General features: G+C 40.8%; 16 protein-coding genes. 12 read left to right on the forward strand and 4 right to left on the reverse strand.

Going from position 1 to position 24,119, the window contains the following annotated elements:
* Nucleotides 1–23: 23 nt before the first annotated feature.
* The 3 genes from MTN97_RS07815 (at nt 24) to MTN97_RS07825 (ending at nt 5,284) form a co-directional block, all read left to right on the forward strand.
* Nucleotides 24–1,772, forward strand: coding sequence for an MFS transporter (locus tag MTN97_RS07815; RefSeq protein WP_248474092.1), 1,749 nt, complete (start codon nt 24–26; stop codon nt 1,770–1,772).
* Between the two features lie 4 nt (nt 1,773–1,776).
* Nucleotides 1,777–4,146 carry an alpha-glucosidase gene (gene ygjK / locus MTN97_RS07820; RefSeq protein ID WP_248474093.1) on the forward strand — a complete coding sequence of 790 codons (2,370 nt, stop codon included), beginning with the start codon at nt 1,777–1,779 and terminating at the stop codon, nt 4,144–4,146.
* A gap of 169 nt (nt 4,147–4,315) precedes the next feature.
* Nucleotides 4,316–5,284, forward strand: coding sequence for a dihydrodipicolinate synthase family protein (locus tag MTN97_RS07825; protein WP_248474139.1), 969 nt, complete (start codon nt 4,316–4,318; stop codon nt 5,282–5,284).
* Between the two features lie 75 nt (nt 5,285–5,359).
* Here MTN97_RS07825 and MTN97_RS07830 read toward each other — a convergent pair whose 3' ends face one another.
* Nucleotides 5,360–6,574 carry a Xaa-Pro peptidase family protein gene (locus MTN97_RS07830; protein ID WP_248474094.1) on the reverse strand — a complete coding sequence of 405 codons (1,215 nt, stop codon included), beginning with the start codon at nt 6,572–6,574 and terminating at the stop codon, nt 5,360–5,362.
* Between the two features lie 42 nt (nt 6,575–6,616).
* Nucleotides 6,617–7,864 carry an NAD(P)/FAD-dependent oxidoreductase gene (locus tag MTN97_RS07835; RefSeq protein ID WP_248474095.1) on the reverse strand — a complete coding sequence of 416 codons (1,248 nt, stop codon included), beginning with the start codon at nt 7,862–7,864 and terminating at the stop codon, nt 6,617–6,619.
* A gap of 268 nt (nt 7,865–8,132) precedes the next feature.
* Between MTN97_RS07835 and MTN97_RS07840 the strand changes: the two genes are divergently transcribed.
* The 8 genes from MTN97_RS07840 (at nt 8,133) to MTN97_RS07875 (ending at nt 18,205) form a co-directional block, all read left to right on the forward strand.
* On the forward strand, nt 8,133–8,348 hold the full coding sequence (locus tag MTN97_RS07840; RefSeq protein WP_248474096.1) for a hypothetical protein: 216 nt from the start codon (nt 8,133–8,135) through the stop codon (nt 8,346–8,348).
* 3 nt (nt 8,349–8,351) lie between these two features.
* Entirely contained in the window at nt 8,352–9,353 is a 1,002-nt protein-coding gene (locus MTN97_RS07845; protein ID WP_248474097.1) for a 4-hydroxyproline epimerase, read from the forward strand.
* Nucleotides 9,354–9,366: 13 nt separating this feature from the next.
* Nucleotides 9,367–10,863, forward strand: a complete 1,497-nt coding sequence (locus MTN97_RS07850) for an aldehyde dehydrogenase (NADP(+)) (RefSeq protein ID WP_248474098.1) — start codon at nt 9,367–9,369, stop codon at nt 10,861–10,863.
* 120 nt (nt 10,864–10,983) lie between these two features.
* The gene (locus MTN97_RS07855) at nt 10,984–11,655 is read left to right on the forward strand and encodes a GntR family transcriptional regulator (protein ID WP_036983306.1); all 672 of its coding nucleotides are present in this window, start codon (nt 10,984–10,986) and stop codon (nt 11,653–11,655) included.
* A gap of 313 nt (nt 11,656–11,968) precedes the next feature.
* Nucleotides 11,969–14,962, forward strand: a complete 2,994-nt coding sequence (locus tag MTN97_RS07860; protein WP_248474099.1) for a TonB-dependent receptor domain-containing protein — start codon at nt 11,969–11,971, stop codon at nt 14,960–14,962.
* A 165-nt stretch (nt 14,963–15,127) separates the two neighbouring features.
* On the forward strand, nt 15,128–16,174 hold the full coding sequence (locus MTN97_RS07865) for a proline racemase family protein (RefSeq protein WP_214552092.1): 1,047 nt from the start codon (nt 15,128–15,130) through the stop codon (nt 16,172–16,174).
* On the forward strand, nt 16,171–17,256 hold the full coding sequence (locus tag MTN97_RS07870; protein ID WP_036980015.1) for a Xaa-Pro peptidase family protein: 1,086 nt from the start codon (nt 16,171–16,173) through the stop codon (nt 17,254–17,256). The genes MTN97_RS07865 and MTN97_RS07870 overlap by 4 nt, the downstream gene beginning before the upstream one ends.
* Before the next feature lies 1 nt (nt 17,257).
* Complete coding sequence (locus MTN97_RS07875) at nt 17,258–18,205, forward strand: ornithine cyclodeaminase family protein (RefSeq protein ID WP_248474100.1); 948 nt, start codon at nt 17,258–17,260, stop codon at nt 18,203–18,205.
* Nucleotides 18,206–19,196: 991 nt separating this feature from the next.
* On the opposite strand, the gene MTN97_RS07880 is transcribed toward MTN97_RS07875, so the two are convergent.
* The gene (locus MTN97_RS07880; RefSeq protein WP_036980007.1) at nt 19,197–19,520 is read right to left on the reverse strand and encodes a hypothetical protein; all 324 of its coding nucleotides are present in this window, start codon (nt 19,518–19,520) and stop codon (nt 19,197–19,199) included.
* A gap of 282 nt (nt 19,521–19,802) precedes the next feature.
* Here MTN97_RS07880 and MTN97_RS07885 point away from each other — a divergent pair, with 282 nt between their 5' ends.
* Nucleotides 19,803–21,104, forward strand: a complete 1,302-nt coding sequence (locus tag MTN97_RS07885; RefSeq protein WP_248474101.1) for an outer membrane protein transport protein — start codon at nt 19,803–19,805, stop codon at nt 21,102–21,104.
* Nucleotides 21,105–21,247: 143 nt separating this feature from the next.
* Here the strand turns inward: MTN97_RS07885 and MTN97_RS07890 are convergent, their stop codons facing one another.
* Nucleotides 21,248–24,100, reverse strand: a complete 2,853-nt coding sequence (locus MTN97_RS07890; RefSeq protein WP_248474102.1) for a valine--tRNA ligase — start codon at nt 24,098–24,100, stop codon at nt 21,248–21,250.
* Between the last annotated feature and the right edge of the window lie 19 nt (nt 24,101–24,119).

The following is a 24,119-nucleotide window of genomic DNA, read 5'->3' on the forward strand; positions in this document are numbered from 1 at the left end:
GTGTTTAATTGAAAAAGTAAACTATGAATAATAACCAACAATTACAATCAGCAGCACAGCAGGGAACCGAGAAAAATAAACAAACTTGGCGTAGCTTTGGATTAGGTTTCTATTTGGCTAATACCATGGAAATTTTTGAGCGTTTAGCTTGGTATGGTTTCTTTGCTGTATCATCGGTATATATGACCACACCCGTTGAACAAGGGGGGGTCGGATTTAGTGATGCAGAGCGAGGTGCAGTACAGGGGATAATTCCGTTTTTTTTATATTTATTACCTGTGATCACTGGGGCTTTTGCCGATCGCTATGGCTATAAAAAAATGTTTACATGCTCATTTATTGTGATGGCGCCGAGTTATTACTTTTTGGGTCAAGTGACAGACTTTAATTCGTTCTTTATGATTTTAATGTTAGTCGCTTTTGGTGCATCCTGCTTTAAGCCTGTGGTAGTTGGCACTATAAGTCAAAACACTAACGACAGTAACCGGGGTTTAGGCTTTGGTATTTTTTACACTATGGTTAATTTGGGGGGCTTCATAGGCCCGTTAGTGGCTGGGTATTTACGGACTATTAGTTGGGATGCGGTATTTATTATGTCGGCATCTTGGATAGTTGTTAATTTTATTCCATTGCTTTTTTACCGTGAGTCAAGCAGTAAACTACGTAGCAGCATAGGTGCGGCAGCGGTTTTACAGCAAGCTCAACATGTTTTGGGTAACAGCCGTTTCGCATTATTACTGTTTACCAGTGTAATTATTTTAATGACGGGGGGAGTTAGCTGGTTAACATACACTCAAGCTTTTTCACTAATTACGATTTGGTTAGCTGCGAACTGGTTATGGGATAAGTGCGTAAGCGTGCAAAAAGCGTCTAAATGGTATCTACAACCGGTGAGGGTTAGCAACCGTAGTTTTGCACTATATTTAGCAATATTAACGGGGTTTTGGACGGTATATAACCAACTTTTCTATACTCTACCTCTGTTTATACGTGACTATATTGATACTCAAGATTTAGTTGCACTCTTGAGTTACTTTGGTCAATCAGCAGTGGATTTTTTTGCTTATGTTGATATTCAAGCTTTAAGTAACAAACTGCAAACACTGGCTGCTACTCAAAGTCTAACACCAGTCAAAGAGATAAATTTAGAGGCAGTGCGTCTAGAGTTAGTCCACTTAAAAGTTAATGTTCCTGTTGCTGAAATAGCGTTATTTTTTAAACAAGCTAGTGCTTCTAACTTTTCAGCTGAGCAAAGTATGCAAGTGGCGCAGCAGTGGCTTAAATACCGACAGGTAAACCCTGAATACCTGATTAATTTAGATTTTGCAGCTATTGTTCTGTTACAAATAATAGTAAGTGTTAAATGTCAGCATTTTAAAGTTATATCTGTCTTAATAAGCGGTTTACTTGTCACAGCAGGTGCTTTTTTAGTGTTGTTATTAATGAGTGCGGGGGTATTACTAAGCCAGTTGGGAGGTTTAGTAGTGGTAACGGTTATATTATTAATTGCTTTTGGTGAAATGCTCACCTCTCCAAAAAGCCAAGAGTATGTTGCCAGCATAGCTCCAAAAGGCAGTGCTGCTATGTTTATGGGTTATTACTTTGTGTCTATGGCATTAGGCTTTTTATTTGCTGGATTTTTGTCTGGGTGGAGCTACGGCTACCTGGTCAAAGAGATAAAGTCACCTGAAATCATGTGGTTATTATTTGCAGGCATTGCACTAGCTACTGGGTTTGGTTTTTATTTATTAGCGCGATACAAAAAGGACTAAATAAATGATTTTTAAAAATCTGTTTATTTTAATCACCGTGCTTTTAATCAGTCATTGTAAGGCTGCTGCCAGTGAGGTGGTTAATTATAAGAACTTAATAAATAGAACCGGCAGCCCATATTATATGCAGGACTTTGAGCAAGGCGGCCACCAACGTTTTAGCCCTCTTTTTGATTTAGGCGCATGGCATGGACATTTGTTACCAACAGGTGAAAACGCCGGCGCGTTCACCGGGCCTGCTATTGTTACTGAGGAGTATTTAAATTTTATAGCACCTTATTTAGAAAAGCTGACTGTTTATAAAGGCCAGAAAATTGACGAGGCCAATAAAGTGAAGCTAGCAATGCGGGCTTACAGCTTACCCGGCGCGTTAGTGCAAGAGCTAAGCGGTGACGGGGTAAACATAATACTTACTTTGCGCTTTGTGACAAATCGCACTTCATTAGTTAAAACACAGATCAAAACCACAGAGCCTATTACATTACATTTTGCAGGACAGCTTATAAACCATTTACGTGCTAACAATGGCACTGAAAGAGAGGGGCGTTCGCCATTTGTGGTTTATCCGGAATTAAATCCCCAATGGCAAGTCACCAACAATAGTATTGCGATTAGTTTTGGCAAAGTAAGGGCGCATGGACACATACTCACTTCGGGGAGCTCACAGTTATTGCTTAAAAAAACGTTAGCGGTTAGAACACGTCATGACGACCTAAGTTACTCAAGCACAACGCACATAAAAAACAATCGTACATTCTACACAAGCTATTCATATTTATTAAATAATCAAGAAGCGGTACGTGAAAAAGAGGTTATTGATAAAATTTTAAAGCAACCCGAACATCATTTATCACTTAGTAAATTACGTTGGCAAGAGTATATAAATAAAGCCACACAGCCAATTAGTAACAAGCAACCAGCTCTACAAAAACTTGCAGTAAAAAGTGTTGAAACGTTAATTGGAAATTGGCGCAGTAAAGCTGGTGCAGTAGGTTTTGATACCGTTAGTCCAGCCGTTACCGGTCGCTGGTTTTCAGGTAATCAAACTTGGCCTTGGGATAGTTACAAGCAGGCATATGCACTGGTAACATTTAATCCAGAGCTTGCAAAACAAAATTTGAATGCTGTGTTTGAGCATCAAATAACGCCAAACGATGCTGTCAGGCCATGGGATGCTGGATTTATACCTGACTTAGTGGCCTATAATTTTAGTGCAAAACGCGGTGGTGACGGCACAAATTGGAATGAGCGTAATACTAAGCCAAGCTTGGCAGCTTGGGCTGTGTGGCAGGTATTTGAAAATACAGGCGATACTCAGTGGCTCAGACGCATGTATCCTAAACTAGTTGCTTATCGTGAATGGTGGTTACGCAACCGTGATCATAACAAAAACGGTGTGCCTGAGTATGGTGCCACTGTTGATAAAGCTCATAATACTCGTGACGGTAAGTTATTGTTTAAAGTAAAAACCTCGGCAGGTTGGCGAACAAAAAGTGGCTTAAAAAACTATAGGACTTACCTAAGCGATGAAGCAACCTTAGAAATTAAAGTTCCGGCACAAACAGCCGCATCTTGGGAATCTGGTCGTGATGATGCTGCTGTGTTTGGTTTTATAAATAATCAACAGTTAAATCGTTATATAAAAAACGGCGGGATTCGTGGTGACTGGCACGTTGGTTTTGCAGAAAATCGTAATGATACAGGTACATTAGTTGGGTATTCATTATTGCAAGAATCTGTGGATCAAGCCTCTTATATGGCTGCTGATAACCGTTATTTAAGTAAAATAGCGAAGCAGCTTAAATTACCGCACCAAGCAAGTTACTTTTTAAGGCAAGCCGCTCAGTTAAGGGATTATATCAATCGGTGCATGTTTGATAAAAATACAGGCTTCTACTACGACATTGAAATAGCAGATACCCCCTTAGCGAATGGTTGCGCTGGGAGGACTTTAGTAAAAAGAGGCAAAGGTCCTGAAGGGTGGTCACCGTTGTTTAATCAAGTAGCGAGTATGGAACAGGCCAGTGATGTGGTAAAAACAATGCTTGATAACAATGAGTTTAATACTTACGTTCCGCTTGGCAGTGCTGCGCTGACTAACCCGGCTTTCGGTGCGGATATTTATTGGCGTGGACGTGTATGGCTTGATCAAGCTTACTTTGGGTTAGTAGGTATGAGTCATTACGGTTATTGCAAACAAGCTCAGCAATTAAGTGAAAAGCTATTAAATCATGCCAATGGTTTGCTTTCTAATGCGCCAATACGTGAGAATTATAATCCGCTTAATGGTGAGCAACAAGGAGCGCCTAACTTTTCATGGAGCGCAGCACACTTATTACTAATTGCTCAAAAGCAAGGTAAATGGTGCCAATAATTGGCACTGTTTAATTCAGTTCACCAGACTAATCACACTATGGCATAAATTAATCACCATAGCTTAAGCTTCACAAATTACAAGAGAATTAACACAAATAGAATATTGTATACAATATTCTATTTGTGTTAATATTTATAGGAGTTACCTTTAAGCAACAGGAAATATGATGAAAACAACGAACACAGATTGGCGCTTTTCAGTTATGCCGGCCGTATTCACATGGCTAAAAGAGTCTGAATCTGGATCATTTGAAATAGACTTTGATACAACAAAGAAATACGCTGCAGAAATTTTAAAAGTACAAGGGAAAGGCGGTAGTAGAATGGGGGGGCTTGTTGGCTCAGGCACATTAGGTGAAAATAGTTATCTAAGTGTTGATCAGCGTCTTTCTTTACTTGAAGCTCTTTCTGATGTTGCAAAAGAATACAGTGTGCCACTGATCAGTGGTGCTGCGGCAGAAACGAAAGAAGAAATAGCTGAAATTGTAAAGCAACTTGCATCTGTTGGCGTAGATACTGTCATGGTTATGCCACCAAAAACCAAAGAAGCACCTAGTGATGAAGATATGTATGAATATTATGCGCTTTGTGCAACAGCCGCTAAAGAGGCTGGCATTACAATTATGCCTTATAACAACCCAGATGCAGCTGGCTACCATGCGCTCTCAACCGAGCTTCTTAAAAAACTTGCTGCGCTTCCTGAAGTAACTGCGTTAAAAATATCGACGTCAGATGTTTCAATCATTGAGACGATAATGTTAGAAAACAAAGATGCAAAAATTTTGGCAGGTGTAGACACTGTCACTGTGTATGCCGGACTAGCAGGAGCATGTGGCGGGATCACAGGTGTAGGTTGTATCTTTCCAAAAGCGAGTGTGACGATGCAGGAGTATGTAAATAAAGGGGAATGGGCTGAGGCTAACAAAATTTCTCAGGCTATGAATTCCATCTCTTACTTGGATGCTCAACCGCTACTTATGGAGTACCTTAAGTGCGCATTTGGAATTCATCATGACGATAAGGATGGTGGACTTCGTACCTTCGGTAATAAATTAACTCAACAGCAAATTGATGACGTTTGTGCAAGATATCTTTTAGCTAGAGAGAGACTCAAAGCTTTGGACTTGTTAGGCTAATTCGTTTTCTAGTTCTTTCAAGTACTAATTAGCTGCACGGTAAGCATTCGCCGTGCAGCAATGAGTATATTTATCTTATAACCCAAATGGGTTTTCGAGGCTATGAGCGGGTTCAGTGAACCACTTTGGACCATTTTCAGTAATATAAAAGTGATCCTCTAAACGCACACCAAATTCACCAGGTACAACTAGCATTGGCTCATTACTAAAGCACATACCAGCGGCTAGAGGTGTTTTGTCACCGCCGACCAAATAAGGCCATTCATGGATGTCTAAGCCTATGCCATGCCCGGTACGGTGTGGGCAGCCAGGAGTTTGATACTTAGGTCCAAGGCCTTGCTCAGCTAAGTAAGAGCGGGCAGCGTGGTCGACACTTTCACAGCTTTGACCTATTTGAGCTGCATCAAAAGCGGCCATTTGTGCGGCTTTTTCATAATTCCAAAACTGTCGTTGGCGGTCCGTAGCTTCACCAAATACGTAAGTGCGTGTAATATCTGATAAGTAGTCGTGTACTTTACAGCCAGTATCAATTAAAACCATATCTCCTTTTTTAAGAATCTGTGGTTCTTTGATACCATGAGGAAATGATGTCGCGAGGCCAAACAAAACTATGCAAAAGTAGTTACCTGGCGCGCCAACTTTTTGGTGGGCTTGTTTAATAAATTCTTCTACCTCAGTCGTGCTTATACCCTCATATAGCATACTGGCAGTGGCCTGATGAACTTTTAAGGTCATATCCATCGCACGCTGTATTAGCATTAGTTCATTGGCTGACTTATGCATGCGGCAATGAGCTGTAACAGGCTGTGCATTAACGAGGTTTAAGCCTGTTTGCGCTTTATTTATGCCATCGAAAATGAAAAACTGCGCGCTTTCGTCAATCCCTACAGTGCCGCTCTCAGCAATACCCATTTCGGTGAGCACTTTGACAAATAATGCATAAGGACTTTCGTGTTCAAGCCAGCCGCGAATTGGGCCTTCTATAACTTTAAAGCCATTGAGAGAGCCAATTTCAAAATCAGGGGCTATATATTGTACTTCGCCCTTCGCGGGTAAAATAGCACCGACCATGCGCTCACTTGCGTACCAGCGCATACCCGTAAAGTAAGTAAGGTTAGTCCCTGCATTTAAGTAAATGGCATCAATATTATTGGCTTGCATATACTCTTGAGCACGGGCAATACGGGCTAGATGCTCATCAGCTTGAATGGGAATTAAATCGCGAGTCATATTGGAAAGACTAGCAAGTGCTTGTTCTTTCGTTTGAGTACTAATACCTTTGGTCATCATTAGGTTCTCCTATGTATTTGTTTAATTATAATTTTTAAAGAATTAGCGCATAAACCGGTTTATAGAATATGGCTCTAAATTTATGGAGGGGGCTTTATTGAGACACAAATCTGTAATTAACTCGGCAGTTATGGCTCCTTGTGTCAACCCTAAATGCTGATGACCAAAGGCAAAGTACAGGTTATTGTGATTGGGGGCTTGGTCTATTATAGGTAATGAGTCAGGCAATGATGGCCTACAGCCCATCCATGTAGTCGTGGCACTAAGAGGCTGGCTAGCTAATAACGCTTGTGCATGGGGCAGTAAAGCTAATGCACGTTTATTGTTAGCCTTTCTATTTATACCCGCAAACTCCACTGTGCCTGCCACTCTTAACCCTTGACTCATCGGGGTCATGATAAGACTCCGTTCAGCAGAAGCTACGGGCCGTGTTAGGCCATGGTTAATATTAACCATACAGTGGTAACCACGCTCGGTATCTAAAGGTGCTGTGTATCCAAGCGGCTCGATGAGAGAGGCACTCCAAGCACCCGCTGCGATCACGACTTTATCGAAATTGAGACTATCTTGTTCATCACTCACCATAAAACCTTCACTTTTAGGCGTGATAGCAACTACTTTCTGTTGACGAAATTGCCCCTTTAATAAACTGAACTTTTGCGCTAATTGGATACAAAATAAATGTGGTTCAATACTATGAGCAACGTCTTCAAATAATAAAGCGTGATTTATTTTGTCGGATAAACTGGGCTCTAGAGCATGTACTTGCTTTGTATCAAGTAGCTTTACTTTAATTCCTTGCGCTTGATACATAGCCAAGGTGCGCTGCACATCAACCAATGGGGTTTTTTCAAAGGTAAGTAAACTCCCTTGTTTAGTAAGCAGGTGGCCCAGTTGATAGTTTGCTAATAATCTTTCATATGCATGAATTGCATGTTCATTTAAGGCTTTGAGAGCGTGTGTATGTGCAATAAATCTGGCAGTAGGCATATTTTTAATAAACTGCCAAAACCAAGGGAGAGCTTTTATTGCATAGCGCCAATCAATGCGCAATGGCCCTAATGGGTTAAAAAGCATAGCAGGTAATTTTTTTAATAATGCTACCTGCGCTAGAGGAAATACCTGTTCGGTGGCAAAGTGCCCAGCATTACCTTTTGAGCAGCCTTGCGCTAGGCCATTTTCATCGTATAGCGTCACTGCAAAGCCAGCTTGTTGTAACTGTAAAGCTGTGCAAATACCAATTACACCAGCACCGATCACAGCGACTCTTTGTGTTTTTTTATTGGCCAAAATTACCTTCCCCTGATGATAAAAGTAAAACGCTATACGTTTTTTTAAGGACTAAATCGATATTGTATTTACTGACAAGTAGTAAGAAAAAACTCTACAAGCTCTTTCTAACTCATTTTTAGTTATAACTTTCAATTAGTTATGTGTAATTTGTTATTTGTAATCTTTTAAGGGTGTGTACCTATAAATTCAATATTAAAATAGGATATTGATTATTGTATACAATATACTTATCATATCAAACATAAATTCAGTTCGGAATAGGCAAATGAAAACCAATTGGCATGGCATAAACCCAGCAATGGCCGCTCAGTTTAATAGTGATGAGTTAGCTAGCTCTACATGGCAACTAGTTGGCAGCGCTATAGTAAAAGCTATAGCAGATTTTAAACTACTGGTTGTAAATGAAAAAACTTCTTCATCAACGCTTAACGATACTGCGAAAGCGTATTGTGTTGATGTAAATAAACCTAAATTGGATTAAGTGATGCGCAAAGGAACATTTTTTTGTATAGATGGCCATACTTGCGGTAACCCTGTGCGGCTTATAACAAGTGGCCACCCTCTGTTACAGGGAAATACCATGAGCGAAAAGCGCCAGGACTTTTTAGCTAACCATGATTGGATCCGTCAAGCGCTCATGTTTGAGCCCAGAGGTCACGATATGATGTCGGGCGGTTTTTTATACCCACCTACTAGCGAAGATGGTGATGCAGCCATTTTATTTGTAGAAACTTCCGGCTGCTTACCCATGTGTGGCCACGGTACAATGGGTATTGTTACCTTCGCCTTAGAGCATGGTTTGCTACATGCTAAAACCCCCGGTACTTTAAAACTGGATACGCCAGCAGGACGAATTCAGGTCAATTATGAAATGACGGATGGCAAAGTACAGTGGGTTAAAATTTATAATGTGCCTGCTTATTTAGCGTATCAGTCTATATGTATCAATATCACAGAGTTGGGTGAGTTAAAGGTTGATATCGCTTTTGGTGGTAACTTTTATATTATTGTCGAGCCACAGGGTAACTTTAAGGGCATTGAACATTTAAGCGCGGGGCAAATACTCAAGTACAGCCCCCTAGTGCGCGATGCCATTAACGCCAAAATACAATGTATACATCCACTTGATTCTACCGTTCAAGGTGCTAGCCATGTGTTGTGGACAGGTATACCTAAAAACTCTGGTTCTGACGCCGCTAATGCGGTTTTTTATGGTGATAAAGCCATTGACCGCTCACCATGCGGAACAGGCACTAGCGCCCGCATGGCTCAGTTGTTTAGTAAAGGCTTATTGCAGCAAGGCGATGCATTTATTCATGAAAGTTATATTGGCAGCCAGTTTATTGGCTGTATAGAGCAGGTGTCTGAAGTGGCAGGTCAAACTGCTATTTTACCTAGCATTCGCGGCTGGTCTCGGGTAACCGGAACGAGCACCATTACAGTAGATGACGACGACCCATATGCCTATGGGTTTCAAGTAATTTAACGAGGAGAAAAGCATGACATTAACAGGACAAAGCCTAATTGCCGGACAATGGCAAGGTCGCGCTGAGCAAGGTGAATTTCAAGCCTTTTCACCGGCTAAAAATCAACCATTATCGACACGCTACTTTAATGTAACGAGTACTCAGTTAAATACGGCAGTTAATGCTGCTGATAATGCTTTTATCGAGTACAGAAAAACGAGTTTTAGTCAGCGTGCAGATTTTTTAGAGAGTATTGCAGAGCAAATTTTAGCACTTGGCGATGATTTACTAACGCAAACCGCGCAAGAAACCAATTTACCTATGGCACGCTTACAAGGTGAGCGAATGCGCACGGTTAATCAGTTAAAAGCATTTGCCAGTGCACTGCGTGAAAACCCAGATTCACCACTAGGTTTAAAGCTGATTGATGAAGCTGATAGTAATCGCTCGCCACTACCTAAACCTCGTACAGAGCTTAATTACTTACCGCTTGGGCCTGTAGCTGTATTTGGTGCGTCTAATTTTCCGTATGCATTTTCAACACTCGGGGGGGATACCGCCGCCGCACTTGCAGCAGGCTGCCCAGTGGTTGTTAAAAATCATACTGCGCATCCAGGCACAGGGGAGCTAATGGCTCGTGCAGCGCTTGCTGCGATTAAAGAATGTGATATGCCGCTAGGTGTATTTTCAGTGCTGCAAAGTGATGTTTACGATATTTCGCATCAATTAGTCGCAGCTCCGGCCATTAAAGCAGTCGGTTTTACTGGGTCGTTTAATGTGGCTAACTTACTGCAAGCTACTATAGCGAAACGCCAAGAACCAATTCCATTTTATGGTGAGCTAGGTAGCATAAACCCACAAATAGTTTTACCCAATAAAGCGCAAAATGAAGGTAAAGCTATGGCTGAAGCTCTTTGCCAATCAATGCTAATGGGTAATGGCCAATTTTGTACCAGTCCTGGCTTATGGCTGGTACCAACGGGCTGTGATGAATTAGAAGCCGAGGTAGCCAACTGCATTAGTGCAGCCGCCTCAGATACTTTATTAACCCCAGGTATTGTAAAGACCTTTAAAAAGCAAGTTAGCCAGCGCAGTGAGCTCGAAAACGTAGAGCTTATTGCAAAAGGCGCACTTACAGAAGACTTTCATGGTAATGCCCATGTATTTGCCTGTAATGTTGATACCTATTTAGCAACCCCTGCATTACGTGAAGAAGTATTTGGCCCAGCCGCTTTATTGGTTCGGTATGAAAGCATGGAGCAGTTAAGTTTACTAGTAGCAGCGCTTGAAGGTCAGCTGACAGCAAGTGTGCATGGAAGTAGTGATGATTTCGTTAGTGCAGAAAAAGTCATTGAAGCGCTACAATACAAAGTAGGGCGTTTAATACACAATCAAATGCCAACCGGTGTAGAAGTGTGTAGCTCAATGAACCATGGTGGACCATTTCCAAGCTCCACAGATGTACGTAGCACTTCCGTTGGGTTAAATGCAATGTTGAGATTTTTGCGACCAATTTGCTATCAGTCTTAGTTAATTGTAGCGGGAGTGGAAATTGCATTTCCCGCTATCTCTTTATTGTGAAGGATTCTAACTTGGCATGCGTGTTTTTATAGGTATAATGTATATCAAATGCAATTTATAGAAATTACTATGGCCATAGAACATAAAACTCGAACTCAGCTTGTTGCAGAAGCTATCCGTGAAAAAATTCTTTCAGGTGAAATAAAAGCGGGAGATCCATTACGTCAAGCAGCATTAGCCACTGAGCTAAACGTAAGTCGGATTCCAGTACGTGAAGCTTTGCTACAACTAGAAGCCGAAGGACTAGTCAATTTTGAAGCTCATAAAGGTGCGACTGCTACACAGCTTTCGGCATCGCAAATTGATGAGATTTTTGACCTCAGAGCACTTCTTGAAGCCGAGCTATTAAAACATTCAATACAAAGCTTAACTGATCAAGACTTAATTGATGCCGAGCTTATTTTAACTGAGCTTGAAAGTGCCATGGATGCCGGCGATACCCACCTTGCCACTGGCGATTTAAACAGCCAGTTTCATGCTAAATTATACAGCCGCGCCGCGCGCCCACAAACCCGTGAGTTGGTTGATATGTACAGCAAAAACTCAGAGCGCTATGTACGTATGCATATTTTATTGGCAGGCGGTTTAACAAAAGCTCCTGAAGAGCACCGTACTTTACTCGAGTTATGCAGAAAAAAAGACTGTCAAAATGCCTGTGAATTTCTAAAAAATCATATTGTTAAAGCTAAAAACGATATAAAAAGATTACTTATAAAATTAGAAGGTGAAAATAGTAATTAAAAAATATATCTGGCAATAAGTACAGGCTACTAAACTCTAATTTATAACTTTAGGCATCGCTTTAGCTTTCCAGCAGCAATAATAAAGAAGTGATGCCTTTCCCCTCTTTTTATTATTCCAATTAGCACCATAAATAGCTCCTTTCTGTTGGATCGAAAGTTCATAAATTTTTTTACTATTAAGATCAGTTGGTTATTTTTAAATGTGAATTTTGTGTATATTTAATATTGTATACAATATGTAATAGGTGTATATTTTTTGTTGTCTAAGTTAGATAGGCATTAAAAACCAACAGGAACAAGGGAACATTCACATGTTTACAAATAATAAAAAGCAAACTCGGGGAATAGGCATTAAATCGCTGTTAGCAACGGCGGTAACAGCTGCATTAATAATGACCCCTACAGCAAAAGCAGTTGATGGTAGTAGTGTTGTTAAAGGTCATGTGGTGGCCCACGCTGGCAACGATTTAACTGGGGCAACAATAACTTTAAAGCATAAAAGTAAAGGTTTAGTGTATACCATTATCAGCAATAATGATGGTGAATATTTACTGCGCAATGTGCCCGTTGGGATATATGATGTCACTATAAGCAAAGAAGGTTTTGAGCCGTTAGTAGAAGAAAATGTCGCTGTGACGATTGGGCAATCCATTATTCTCGATGCACAATTATATAAAGCCGGTAGCGATATTGAGCGCATTGCTGTTACGGGATCAGCCATTCGCCGTGTTGATATGGCCTCGTCTACTTCGGGTTTAACATTCAGTGATGCTGAATTAAAAGCAATGCCAGTAAACACAGGATTTGAAAGTATCGCTTTACTAGCTCCAGGCACTGCGGCACCGGGCGGCGCAAATTTTAATGGTGCATCGAGCTTTGGTGGTTCATCAGCAGCTGAAAATGGTTATTACTTTAATGGCTTAAACGTAACCAGTATTCGTACAGGTCTGGGTTCAATTCGCTTGCCATGGGAAGCTATTTCACAAACGCAAGTGAAAACAGGGGGTGTTAGTCCTAAATTTGGTGGAGCACTTGGCGGTATTGTTAATGCAGTGTCTAAATCCGGTGAAAATGACTTTAACTTCGGGGCAGAAGTACGTTGGGATCCTGATAGTTTACGTAGCCAGCACGATTCTATTTATCAAGAAAATGGCACAATTAGCACCAATACACAGCAAAGTAGTTACGACTTTAAAGAACTACAGTTATGGGCTAGTGGTGCAATTATCGAAGATACCCTGTTTTTTTATGGCTTATTCGCACCTCGCCGTGAAGAGTCTACAGGCGCAGGACAAACAACTTTTTCTGATTTTGAGCGTGATGAAGACCGCTGGTTCACAAAAGTAGATTGGTTTATAAATGAAGATCACTCAGTGGGTTTTTCAGCAATGAACAATAAGCGCACTTGGACCGATAAAACCTTTGCTTACAGCTGGCAAGAGAATGTGATTGGTGAGCAACAAGGTGTGGATGCACCAGGGGAAGATGGCGGTAAAGTATATAGCTTAAATTATAATGGCTACTTAACTGATACTTTTTCTGTTTCAGCTGTCGTTGGCCGAGTGACAGAAAACGTTGAAAATGTGGTCGCATCACCAAATCCAGGTGTTTGGGATGAGCGTGATGGCTTTATCACTTTGAGTCAACATACAAACTCGTCTGTGACAGAACAAGAATTCACGCGCGACCAAGCAAGAATTGATTTCAACTGGGATCTAGATATGCACTCAATTCAGTTTGGTATTGATTATACTAATGTAAAAGTGGACTACTTTGAAGGCCAAAACGGCATCGGTGATGCAGAGGGATGGTGGACAGTTAAAACTGCCGGTGAAAATGATATATCAGGTGCACCTTTGGGGAGTGACTTTATAGAAAGACGAGTTCGAAGTCGCGAAGTCGATTCTGATACAACTTCACTCGCTTTTTATATTAATGATTCATGGCAAGCAACCGATAGTTTAGTGCTTAACATGGGGCTACGCTATAGCCAGTTTGAAAACACAGTATCAGATGGGCGTGCCTTCGTTGATATTGACAATCAAATAGCACCGCGTTTGCAAGCAATTTATGATGTGTCGGGTGATGGCAGTGCTAAGATCTTTGCTACGTATGGACGCTATTTTCAACCCGTATCTGCGAACATGAATATCACCCAAGGATCAGCTTCAATTGAATGGTTTGAGTATTTTGAGTTAGATGAATTAGACGCAAACGGTGCACCAAGTTTAATGGCTGATGGCTCGCCAAGCAGAGGAGATATGCTACGAGATAGGCGTTGGCGTCAGCGTGGTATTACTGAACCAGGATTGATTGCTTCATCTTCATTAAAACCAATGTACAGTGATGAATTTACTATCGGCTATCAGCAAGAAGTGTTCGATACTATGTCAGCGGGTGTACGCGCGATTTATCGTGACCTTGGACGCAGTGTTGAAGACACTGATGTCGGCCCGGTATTAGCTAAAAAACTGGCTGAAATGGGTATTACCGATAACGTGGGTCAAGGCTCTTATTATGTGCTGAATAACCCAGGTGAAGCTATTCAAATGTCATATGATTTTGACGGTGATGGTCAGGTTGATGAGGTTAATTTAAGTGCTGATGAACTTGCTTTACCAGAGGCGCATCGTAAGTACTTAGCACTTGAGTTTACTCTAGATGGTAATGTGACGGATGATTTACGTATTAACACCTCGTATACCTGGTCACATAGTTATGGTAACACCGAAGGGCTTGTGAAAACAGATAATGATCAAGCCGACCCAGGCTGGACAACCTCTTATGACTATGGCGATTTGATGGATCACGGCTACGGTAATTTACCTAACGACCACCGCCATGCATTTAAATTCAGTGGTGCATATAACATCACCGAAGCTCTGACCATAGGCCTTGTTGCCCGCACTACATCAGGCCGTCCAAAAAGTTACTTCTCAGTTCATCCAGCGGGCGTAGATAGCTGTGCAGAGGGGAATCCTTGGGATGCGTGTATTAGCCAATACTATGATCAAGCATCACATTACGATGAAAATGGTAATCCAGCTCCTCGTGGTAGCAAAGGAAACCTACCTTGGTTAACGAATGTCGATATGTCTTTGACTTATAACACGGACTTTTTTGGTACCGATATGACTTTAAAAGGCACCGTCTATAACTTATTTGATGGTGATAGTGCTATGTCAATCAATGAAGAGCGTGCGCAGTACGGTGATAATGGCTTAGAACTGAATCCAGACTATGGACTCGTGACGGGGCGCCAAGGCGCGCGGTATGTGTCTTTAGTTGCACGTATAGAGTTTTAACTCCCTGGTGAAACAGCTGTTTGAAAACAACCTACTAAGCTATTTATCTGAGGGTAATATTAGTGTGTTGTTTTGATGTTTAAGCACATGCTCATTTGAGCCATACAGCCTTAATGCTGAGCAGGAAACTGCTTGGCATTTTTCGTATAAATTTTAAGGTTAACTATGACGAACAGTTTATATTCTCATTGGCAACAGCCTAAAGATGGTTGGCTGCAAGTGGATACTCTTGATATGCATACCGGCGGTGAACCTTTACGCATAATCATTGATGGGTTTGCTGAACTACAAGGGCAAACCATGATTGAAAAGCGAGCTGATTGCCTAACAAGATTCGATCACCTACGTAAAGCACTGATGTTCGAACCCCGAGGTCATGCTGATATGTACGGCGCGTTGATCACAAAACCTGAACGTAAAGATAGCCATTTTGGCGTACTGTTTTTACATAATGAAGGCTATAGCACAATGTGTGGTCACGCTATCATAGCGCTTGCCACAGCAGCTAAAGATAGCAGCATTTGCAACTTTATTGAAGGCGTTAATGAGTTACGTATAGATACACCAGCAGGGCTTATCAAGGCGTATATTACTCTTCGAAATAACCAACTAATAAGTGTTTGTTTTGATAATGTTGCAAGTTATGCAGAAAAACTTGATATGCCAATAGAAATACCTCTGTTTGGTGCCGTCAATTGTGATATTGCTTATGGCGGCGCTTATTATGCTTTTGTAGATGCTGATACTTTGGATGTAAGTTTGGCGCCCAACAATCATGAACAAATTATTAGCTTAGGAAAAATCATTAAGCAGCATGTTAATAGCCAGTACCAACCAAAACACCCGACCGATGATACATTAAGCTTTTTATATGGGGTGATTTTCTATTCAAATTCACAAAAAAGTCATTCTGTATTTAGCCGCCATGTCTGTATTTTTGCTGAGGGCGAATTAGATCGCAGCCCTACGGGTACCGGCGTGAGTGCCAGAGCTGCATTAGAGTTTGCAAAAGGCAGGCTTAAATTAGGACAGCAAATAAAAATAGAGAGTATTTTAGGCTCTATATTTTCAGTTGAGCTAAAAGCGCAACGCATGTTAGCTGATACCCATGCAGTAATACCTAGAGTGAGCGGTGAAGCCTTTGTCACTGGCAAACATACTTTTTTAATTGATCCAAATGATCCCCTAAAGCAAGGATTTATATTTCGATGAAAAATCAATTTACCTCTCGCCAACAATTACTAAAGCAGGCATTAAAAAAAAATGGGTTAACAGCGCTACTCGTATTAGGCCATGAAAATATTCGTTACTTAAGTGGCTTTAGCGGTAATGCTGCTTACGCGTTAATAACTGCGGAGGAAAGTGTACTAATAACCGATTATCGCTATTTTGGCCGAGCTCAAGAAGAGTCTATTGGCTTTGAGGTTGTCAGCCGTGATCGTGATAGTGAAACATTAGGTCAGTGCATAAATCGTTTTTTAACGACTAATAGTCAATTAGGTTTTGATGCCGCTTTTATTGATGTTGCACTTTGGCAGCAAGTGGCAAGTGAGTTAACTAGTCATACAGTTACACAAGTTACCGGTATGGTTGAGCGTTTACGCATGGTTAAAAATGATTGGGAAGTCGAGCAAATAAAAGCGGCTGCGGCCATTGCTGACGAAGCGCTTAGACAAACATTACCCTATTTTAAAGAAGGTGTAACAGAGCGAGACCTAGCGCTGGAACTTGAATTCAGAATGCAAAAACTAGGCTCTGAAGGAATGTCGTTTGCCACTATTTTAATGTTTGGAGAGCGTTGTGCACTGCCTCATGGCAGCCCGAGTGAACGTACTCTATCTAAAGGTGATTTTATTACTCTTGACTTTGGCGCAGTGGTGAATGGTTACCGCTCTGATATGACTCGCAGTTATGTACTTGGTAAAGCTTCAAAGAAACAATCAGCAATCTATCAAAGTGTAAGCAATGCTCAGCAAGCAGCGATCAACCTACTCAAAGCAGGTGTTGACTGTCTAGACTTACAAAACATCTCACAGCAAGTACTCGATGACTCTGGTTTTGGTAAATGGGCAGGGCAAGGGTTGGGCCATGGAGTTGGCTTGTTTTTACATGAGTTGCCCTTTATTAATAAAAATTGCCGTCATGTATTAGAGGCAGGTAATGTGATCACGATTGAACCTGGTATTTACATTCCGAATTTTGGTGGTGTGCGAATAGAAGACGATATTTTAATAACTCAAAATGGTTATGAAGTATTAACCCACGCCCCTAAGCCGTTCGAATTGGAGGGGTAGGATGAAAGTAATAGATCAAACGCAAATTGATGCTGTCCTAGATTTTGACTCGCTTCGCATTGCTTTACAAAAAGGGTTTGCTCAGCAGTTTACTATGCCCAAGCGTCATGTGTATGAGTTAGATAAAACAGACACAAACCATGACGCATTTGCCGTATTACCAGCATGGAATGAACAGGTTATTGGAGTAAAGGCATTTACCTACTTTCCAAGTAATACTGATAGTGAGTATGCGTCACTTTATTCAAAAATAATGCTGTTCTCTCGCGCTCATGGTGAACCTCTTGCTCTGGTTGATGGTACAAGTGTAACACTTTGGCGCACAGCTGTAGTATCTGCTTTGGCAAGCTACTATTTATCGCGAAAAGATAGCCAGCATTTAGTGTTTTTTGGCAGCGGCAATTTAGCTGAGTATATGGTTCGAGCACACTTGAGTGTGCGCGATTTTAAATGTGTAACGTTAATTGGGCGTAATCAAGATAAAGTTGCTGTTTTACACAATAGCTTACAGCGTGCATTTACTGATATTGAGTTTGTTATCGGACAAAGTTGTGAAAAAGTTATTAAAAGTGCCGATGTGATCAGCTGCGCAACAGGTTCACCAACGCCATTATTTAAAGGTGGTTGGTTAAAGCCTGGTACGCATGTTGATTTGATTGGTAATCATCGCTGCGACTCGCGCGAATGTGACAGTATTACTATCGCACAAAGTAAGGTATATGTAGATAGCAAGGAGAATGTTCTTGCTGAAGCTGGTGAATTGTTGATTCCTATTTCTGAGGGAGTTTTTGATGAAGCTAATATATCCGGCGAGCTTGCGGAGCTAGCTAAAAAAAATAACTATGAGAGAAAATGTGAATCCGATATAACAGTATTTAAGTCTGTTGGCACAGCGTTAAGTGATCTTATAACTGCACATTATATTTATAAGTCATTAAAAAATGAGTAGCTTATTACTTTTATTATTAGGGCTTTGTTTCGTTATGTTGGGCTTACTAACATTTATAAGATGGCTCAGGATTCGTTATGATAAGCACCATTGGCGAGTTTGTGAAATTGTAAACATTAACAATGTAATTGATAATAACGTGCGCAATTTAGAGCTTTTGCACTACAAGAGGATATTAGTCAGCTATAAATTTAAAGGTAATTTTTATAGTGTTTTTGTTGCTTTTGATCAGCAGCTTATAGCCCAGTTTAAAAATGGGATTGATTGTACAATTTTAATTGACTCTAACAATCCTAATGTCACTTATCTTAATAGTAATTACTGGGTGAAATACTGTGGAGTTTGGTTTTTTTCGGGCATTATTCTTATAGCTTTAAGTTTCTTAATCCACATCTGAATTGGGTAAATAAGAGAGCTGGTTAAGGTGTTTGCTTAAAGTGTGTAGTTTAGCTTTTTAAAAAATGTATCTTATTTTGTAAAAGTTAAAATTGCTTACGACAACTGGAAAGCTTTTTTCTCTTTTAAATATTAGCTGACTATAGTTTTTCTTAAAGCGGTGATGCAAATAAAAGGGACTCATAAGTATTAAATATTTAGGGTATACCTGTAATTAATAATTTAAAGGTTAGACATATTTTATTCCTATAATCGATTATCAGGGTATAGGTTTTTACGAAGGCTAAGTTGCAGGTTCGATCCCTGCCGAGAGTGCGATTTGATCCGTTAGCTTTTATTGATAGTAAATACTAACATCCAAGTAAATGGTGACCTGAGTGTGACCAAGTTAAAAACGTTGACTTAAAAGCACCATTAATTTTTAAAAGTGTTAATCTAATACTCTAACTAGCACATTTTTACATCTAGCTAAGGAGTTGCATTAGCTCACAGCCTGATATTTTAAGGTGCTTCATCGCTTCTCTGCTGCTAAGCCAAACACCTTTTTGAGAATTTAGCGCTATGTTACTTGAGAGATCCCCCGCTGATTATAAAATTAACTTACCTCGACTTTTAAAAGAGCATTTACTGCTTTAGTATTTTTGCATCGCCTTTTTCTGTTTGTTTTAGCAGAAATATACCCACCTAAAAAGCAATTACCCATTAACGTTATCCACAGTAATGTGCCTAATTCTACATGCAGCGCTAAGCAGCAAAAAACCAAAGAAATAATTGCCATGCTAATGGCTGCTAACCAATAGAGATTAACTGGGTTGTCACATTTACCTGCCTGCGTACACGCGCAATAATTTGCTTTATAAAAGAAATAAACACTTAAGCCACAAAAAGTAAGCGCTGTAACAATAAGTAAAATGATCACTGTTTTCTCCCTTGGTGATTTTATTGGCAGTGTAAATTGCAAAGTATTTCAAGTCAATGTAAATGAGAATTAATATCATTAGAGTATATGCTCTAATACCACACTTCTGCTCCGATGAGTTTTAAATAGTTGTTAAATTGTCGTTAAAAAACGTGTTTTTTGGCCTTTTTTAACGTTTTAGTAGGGTTTTTTATAAAAAATTAAGGTAGTGTACGCGGGTTTGAAACTCTAATAACAACACACATAGCTATCCAAACAGTAAGTTTGGCTAAGGACACAACAATGAAATTTACTAAAACTCTTATTGCTGCATCGCTGGCATTTGTTTCAGCAGATACCTTTGCAGCGGCTTTTCAGCTTGCTGAGCAAAATGTATCTGGTTTAGGTCGTGCATACGCAGGTGAAGCGTCTGTAGCAGATGATGCGTCTGTAGTAGCACGTAACCCAGCGTTAATGACGTTGTTTAAAGAGAAGCAACTTAGCGTTGCAGCTATTGCTGTTATTCCTGATGTGAGCCTAACAGGCACAGGTAATGCCTATGGTTTAGATAACAGCGTATTAAATGATGACAGCATTGCACCAAGCGCGATTATTCCTGCGGGCTATTTCACTATGCCAGTAAACGATAAAGTATCGGTTGGGTTTGGAGCTTTTTCTAACTTTGGCCTTGCCACTGAGTTTAACGATGATTACGCAGCTGGCCAAATTGCCGGTGAAACTGAAATTGTTACTGTAAACATGAACGCAAGTGTTGCTTATAAAGTATCAGAGCATTTTAGCTTTGGTATTGGTTTGAATGCAATTTATGCAGAAGCGAAGATTATCCGTAAGTTTGGTTTCGTACCTCCTGTAAACCCTGCTATTGCTTCTATTCCTGCAAGTGCTGATGCGGTTAACCTTGAAGGTGATGATATGGGTTACGGCTTAAACGTTGGCTTAATGTATCAGCTAGATGAAAATAGCCGCTTTGGTTTTAATTACCGCACAGAAACAGATATTACTTTTGAAGGTGAATACTCGAATGAACTACCTTCATTTATTCCTGGTGGATTAAACGGACAGCTTGAATTACCGGGCTCTGTTGAAATTACATTACCAGCAATTGCTGAGTTCTCAGGCTCTCATCAGTTAGACGAGAAACTAGGCGTTCACTACAGCGTATTATGGACAGGTTGGAGCAGCTTTGACTCATTAGAAGCGCAAGTTACTGCGCCTACAGGCGATAAGTTCAGTGCCTTCGAAAAAACAGAAGACTTTTCTGATGCAATGCGCTACTCAATCGGTGCTGATTACCAGTACAGCGAAAACTTAATGCTACGTGCCGGCTTTGCGTTTGATGAGTCGCCAGTGTCACAACAGCATTTATCAATTTCTATTCCAGATACAGACCGTTTTTGGTTCTCGTTTGGTGGTAACTACGCGATTGATCAAAACTCAAATGTTGATTTGGGTGTGAGTGTATTACGTGGTAAAACGCAAAAGTTCACTGAAAAAGTAGAAAGCGAAACGCTACCTCAGCAATGGTCTTTTGAATCAAAAGGTCACGCCGTACTTATTGGTGCTCAGTATAACTACACGTTCTAATTCTGCCTAGAGCCTAGAGCCTAGAGCCTAGAGCCTAGAGTCTAGACACAAAAAAGCCGCTTACTTCAAATGAAGTAAGCGGCTTTTTTTATACTTATAAATTAACTGTTTACGAATAGCATAAGCCATCCGTAACGGTTTAATTATAAGCTTTCTATTTTAACTTTTTGCTCTAGTAGCTTAGTTTTAGCATCGGTAAATTCAGCTAGCTTAGCATTTTCTTTAGCAAGTACCGCTTCAGGTGCGTTGTTAACAAACTTTTCGTTAGCCAGTTTGTTTTGCACTTGCGCTAGGCCTTTCTCTGCTTTTTCAAGTTGCTTGTTAATACGTGCAAGCTCAGCTTCCACATCAATTAAGCCCGCCATTGGGATCATAATCTCAAGGTTGCCAACATAAGAGGTTGCACACGCAGGGGCATCGTCTTTGTTTTCAAGCAGAGTAAATGCTTCAAGCTTAGCGAGTGACGCTAAAAACGATTCATTTTCGTTAATACGGCGCACATCGTCGCTCGATGCATTGGCTAGTAGCACTGATAACGGCTTGCTCGGGCTGATATCCATTTCACCACGAATATTACGAATCGCTAAAATGAATTGCTTAACCCACTCTAAGTCATCCATCGCTTGTGAATCAACATTGGCTTGGTTATAAACAGGAAACCCTTGAACCATAATGCTAGTGCCTGTTGTTTCAAGCCCTGCAAGTGGTGCTACACGTTGCCAAATTGTTTCTGTAATATAAGGCATCATTGGGTGCATTAAACGCAGTAAGCTTTCAAGTACGGTAATAAGTGTATGACGTGTACCACGTTGCTGAGCTTCATTGCCTTTAAATAGTACCGGCTTAGTTAGTTCTAAGTACCAATCACAGAACTGATTCCAGGTGAATTCATATAATGTGTTCGCCGCTAAATCAAAACGGTAGTTATCAAGGTGCTCAGTGTAGGTTTTAACCGTGGCTTCATATTGGCCTAAAATCCAGCGATCAGCTAACGAGTACTGCTTTTCGCTCTCGTTAAAACCACAGTCTTGCTCTTCTGTGTTCATTAATACGTAACGGCTTGCGTTCCATAACTTGTTACAGAAGTTACGGTAGCCTTCAAGGCGGTTCATATCCCAGTTTATATCACGACCAGTTGAAGCCATGGCTGCTAAGGTAAAGCGCAGTGCGTCGGTACCATGTGCTTCAATACCGTTTGTAAATACTTTGCGGGTATCTTTTTCAATTTTAGCGGCAAGTTTAGGCTGCATCATATTACCAGTACGTTTTTGTACTAAGTCTTCAAGGCCAATGCCGTCAATCATATCAAGTGGGTCAAGTACGTTACCTTTTGACTTCGACATTTTATCGCCGTTATCGTCACGTATTAAGCCAGTTACATACACGGTTTTAAATGGAACTTGTGGTTTGCCATTTTCATCTTTTATAAAGTGCAGCGTCATCATGATCATACGTGCAACCCAGAAGAAAATAATATCAAAACCGGTTACCAACACGTCAGACGGGTGGAAAGTTTTTAAGTCATCAGTATTTTCTGGCCAACCTTGGGTTGAGAAGGTCCACAGTGCAGATGAGAACCAAGTATCAAGAACGTCTTCATCTTGGCTAAGCGCTACGCTATCTGCAATATTGTTGTCGCGGCGTACTTCCGCTTCATCACGACCAACGTATACGTTGCCTTCGCTATCGTACCAAGCTGGAATACGGTGACCCCACCAAAGCTGGCGTGAAATACACCAATCTTGTACGTCGTTCATCCACGAAAAGTACATGTTTTCGTATTGCTTAGGTACAAACTGAATGTCGCCGTTTTTAACTGCGTCTTTTGCAGGTTCAGCAAGTGGTGCAACACGTACATACCATTGGTCAGTAAGTAGTGGTTCAATAACCACACCAGAGCGATCACCGTAAGGAACAGTTAGGCCATGGTCTTCAATTTTTTCAAGTAGGCCTAGCTCTTCAAATTCAGCCACAATCGCTTTACGTGCGTCAAAACGGTCAAGGCCATGTAAGCGCTCAGGAATTGGCGCGTCAAATTCAAGTTCTTTACCATCAAAGGTGTAGGTTTCACCTTTAGTTAAAATAGCCGCGTCTTTATCGAAGATATTAATCATCGGCAGTTGATGACGTTTACCTACTTCGTTATCGTTAAAGTCGTGCGCTGGCGTGATTTTTACACAACCCGTGCCTTTGTCTTTATCGGCATGTTCATCGGCAACAATTTTAATACGACGATTAACAATCGGTAGTAAAATCTCTTTACCGATTAGGTCTTGGTAGCGCTCGTCATCTGGGTTTACGGCCACACCAGAGTCACCCAGCATTGTTTCTGGGCGCGTAGTGGCTACAACAATGTAGTCTTTACCGTCTTGTGTTTTTACACCATCAGCCAGTGGGTAGCGTAAGTTCCACATGTGGCCTTGTTTGTCTTTATTTTCAACTTCAAGATCAGAAATCGCCGTGTGTAATTTTGGATCCCAGTTTACTAGGCGTTTACCACGGTAAATTAGGTTTTCTTTATGAAGGCGTACAAATACTTCTTTAACAGCTTCTGATAGGCCATCGTCCATAGTAAAACGTTCACGGTCCCAATCAACAGAAGCACCTAGGCGGCGAAGTTGTTTAGTGATTGTGCCACCAGACTCGTTTTTCCATTCCCAAATTTTTTCGATGAATGCATCACGGCCCAAATCATGGCGTGTTTTACCTTCTTCTGCCGCAAGCTTACGCTCTACTAGCATTTGTGTGGCAATACCTGCGTGGTCAGTACCTACTTGCCACAACGTATTGTTACCTTGCATACGTTTAAAGCGCGTTAAGGTATCCATGATGGTATCTTGGAAAGCGTGGCCCATGTGTAAGCTACCCGTGACATTTGGCGGCGGGATCATAATTGAATATGGGGTGCCTTGGCCAGATGGCTTAAAGTAGCCTTTTTGTTCCCAGTCTTGATAGAGAGACTGTTCAATATCTTGCGGATTGTAGGTTTTATCCATTACACAGAACCTTAAATAA

The organism is Pseudoalteromonas sp. 2CM36K (assembly GCF_023161865.1).
GTDB classification, from domain to species: Bacteria; Pseudomonadota; Gammaproteobacteria; order Enterobacterales; family Alteromonadaceae; genus Pseudoalteromonas; species Pseudoalteromonas tetraodonis.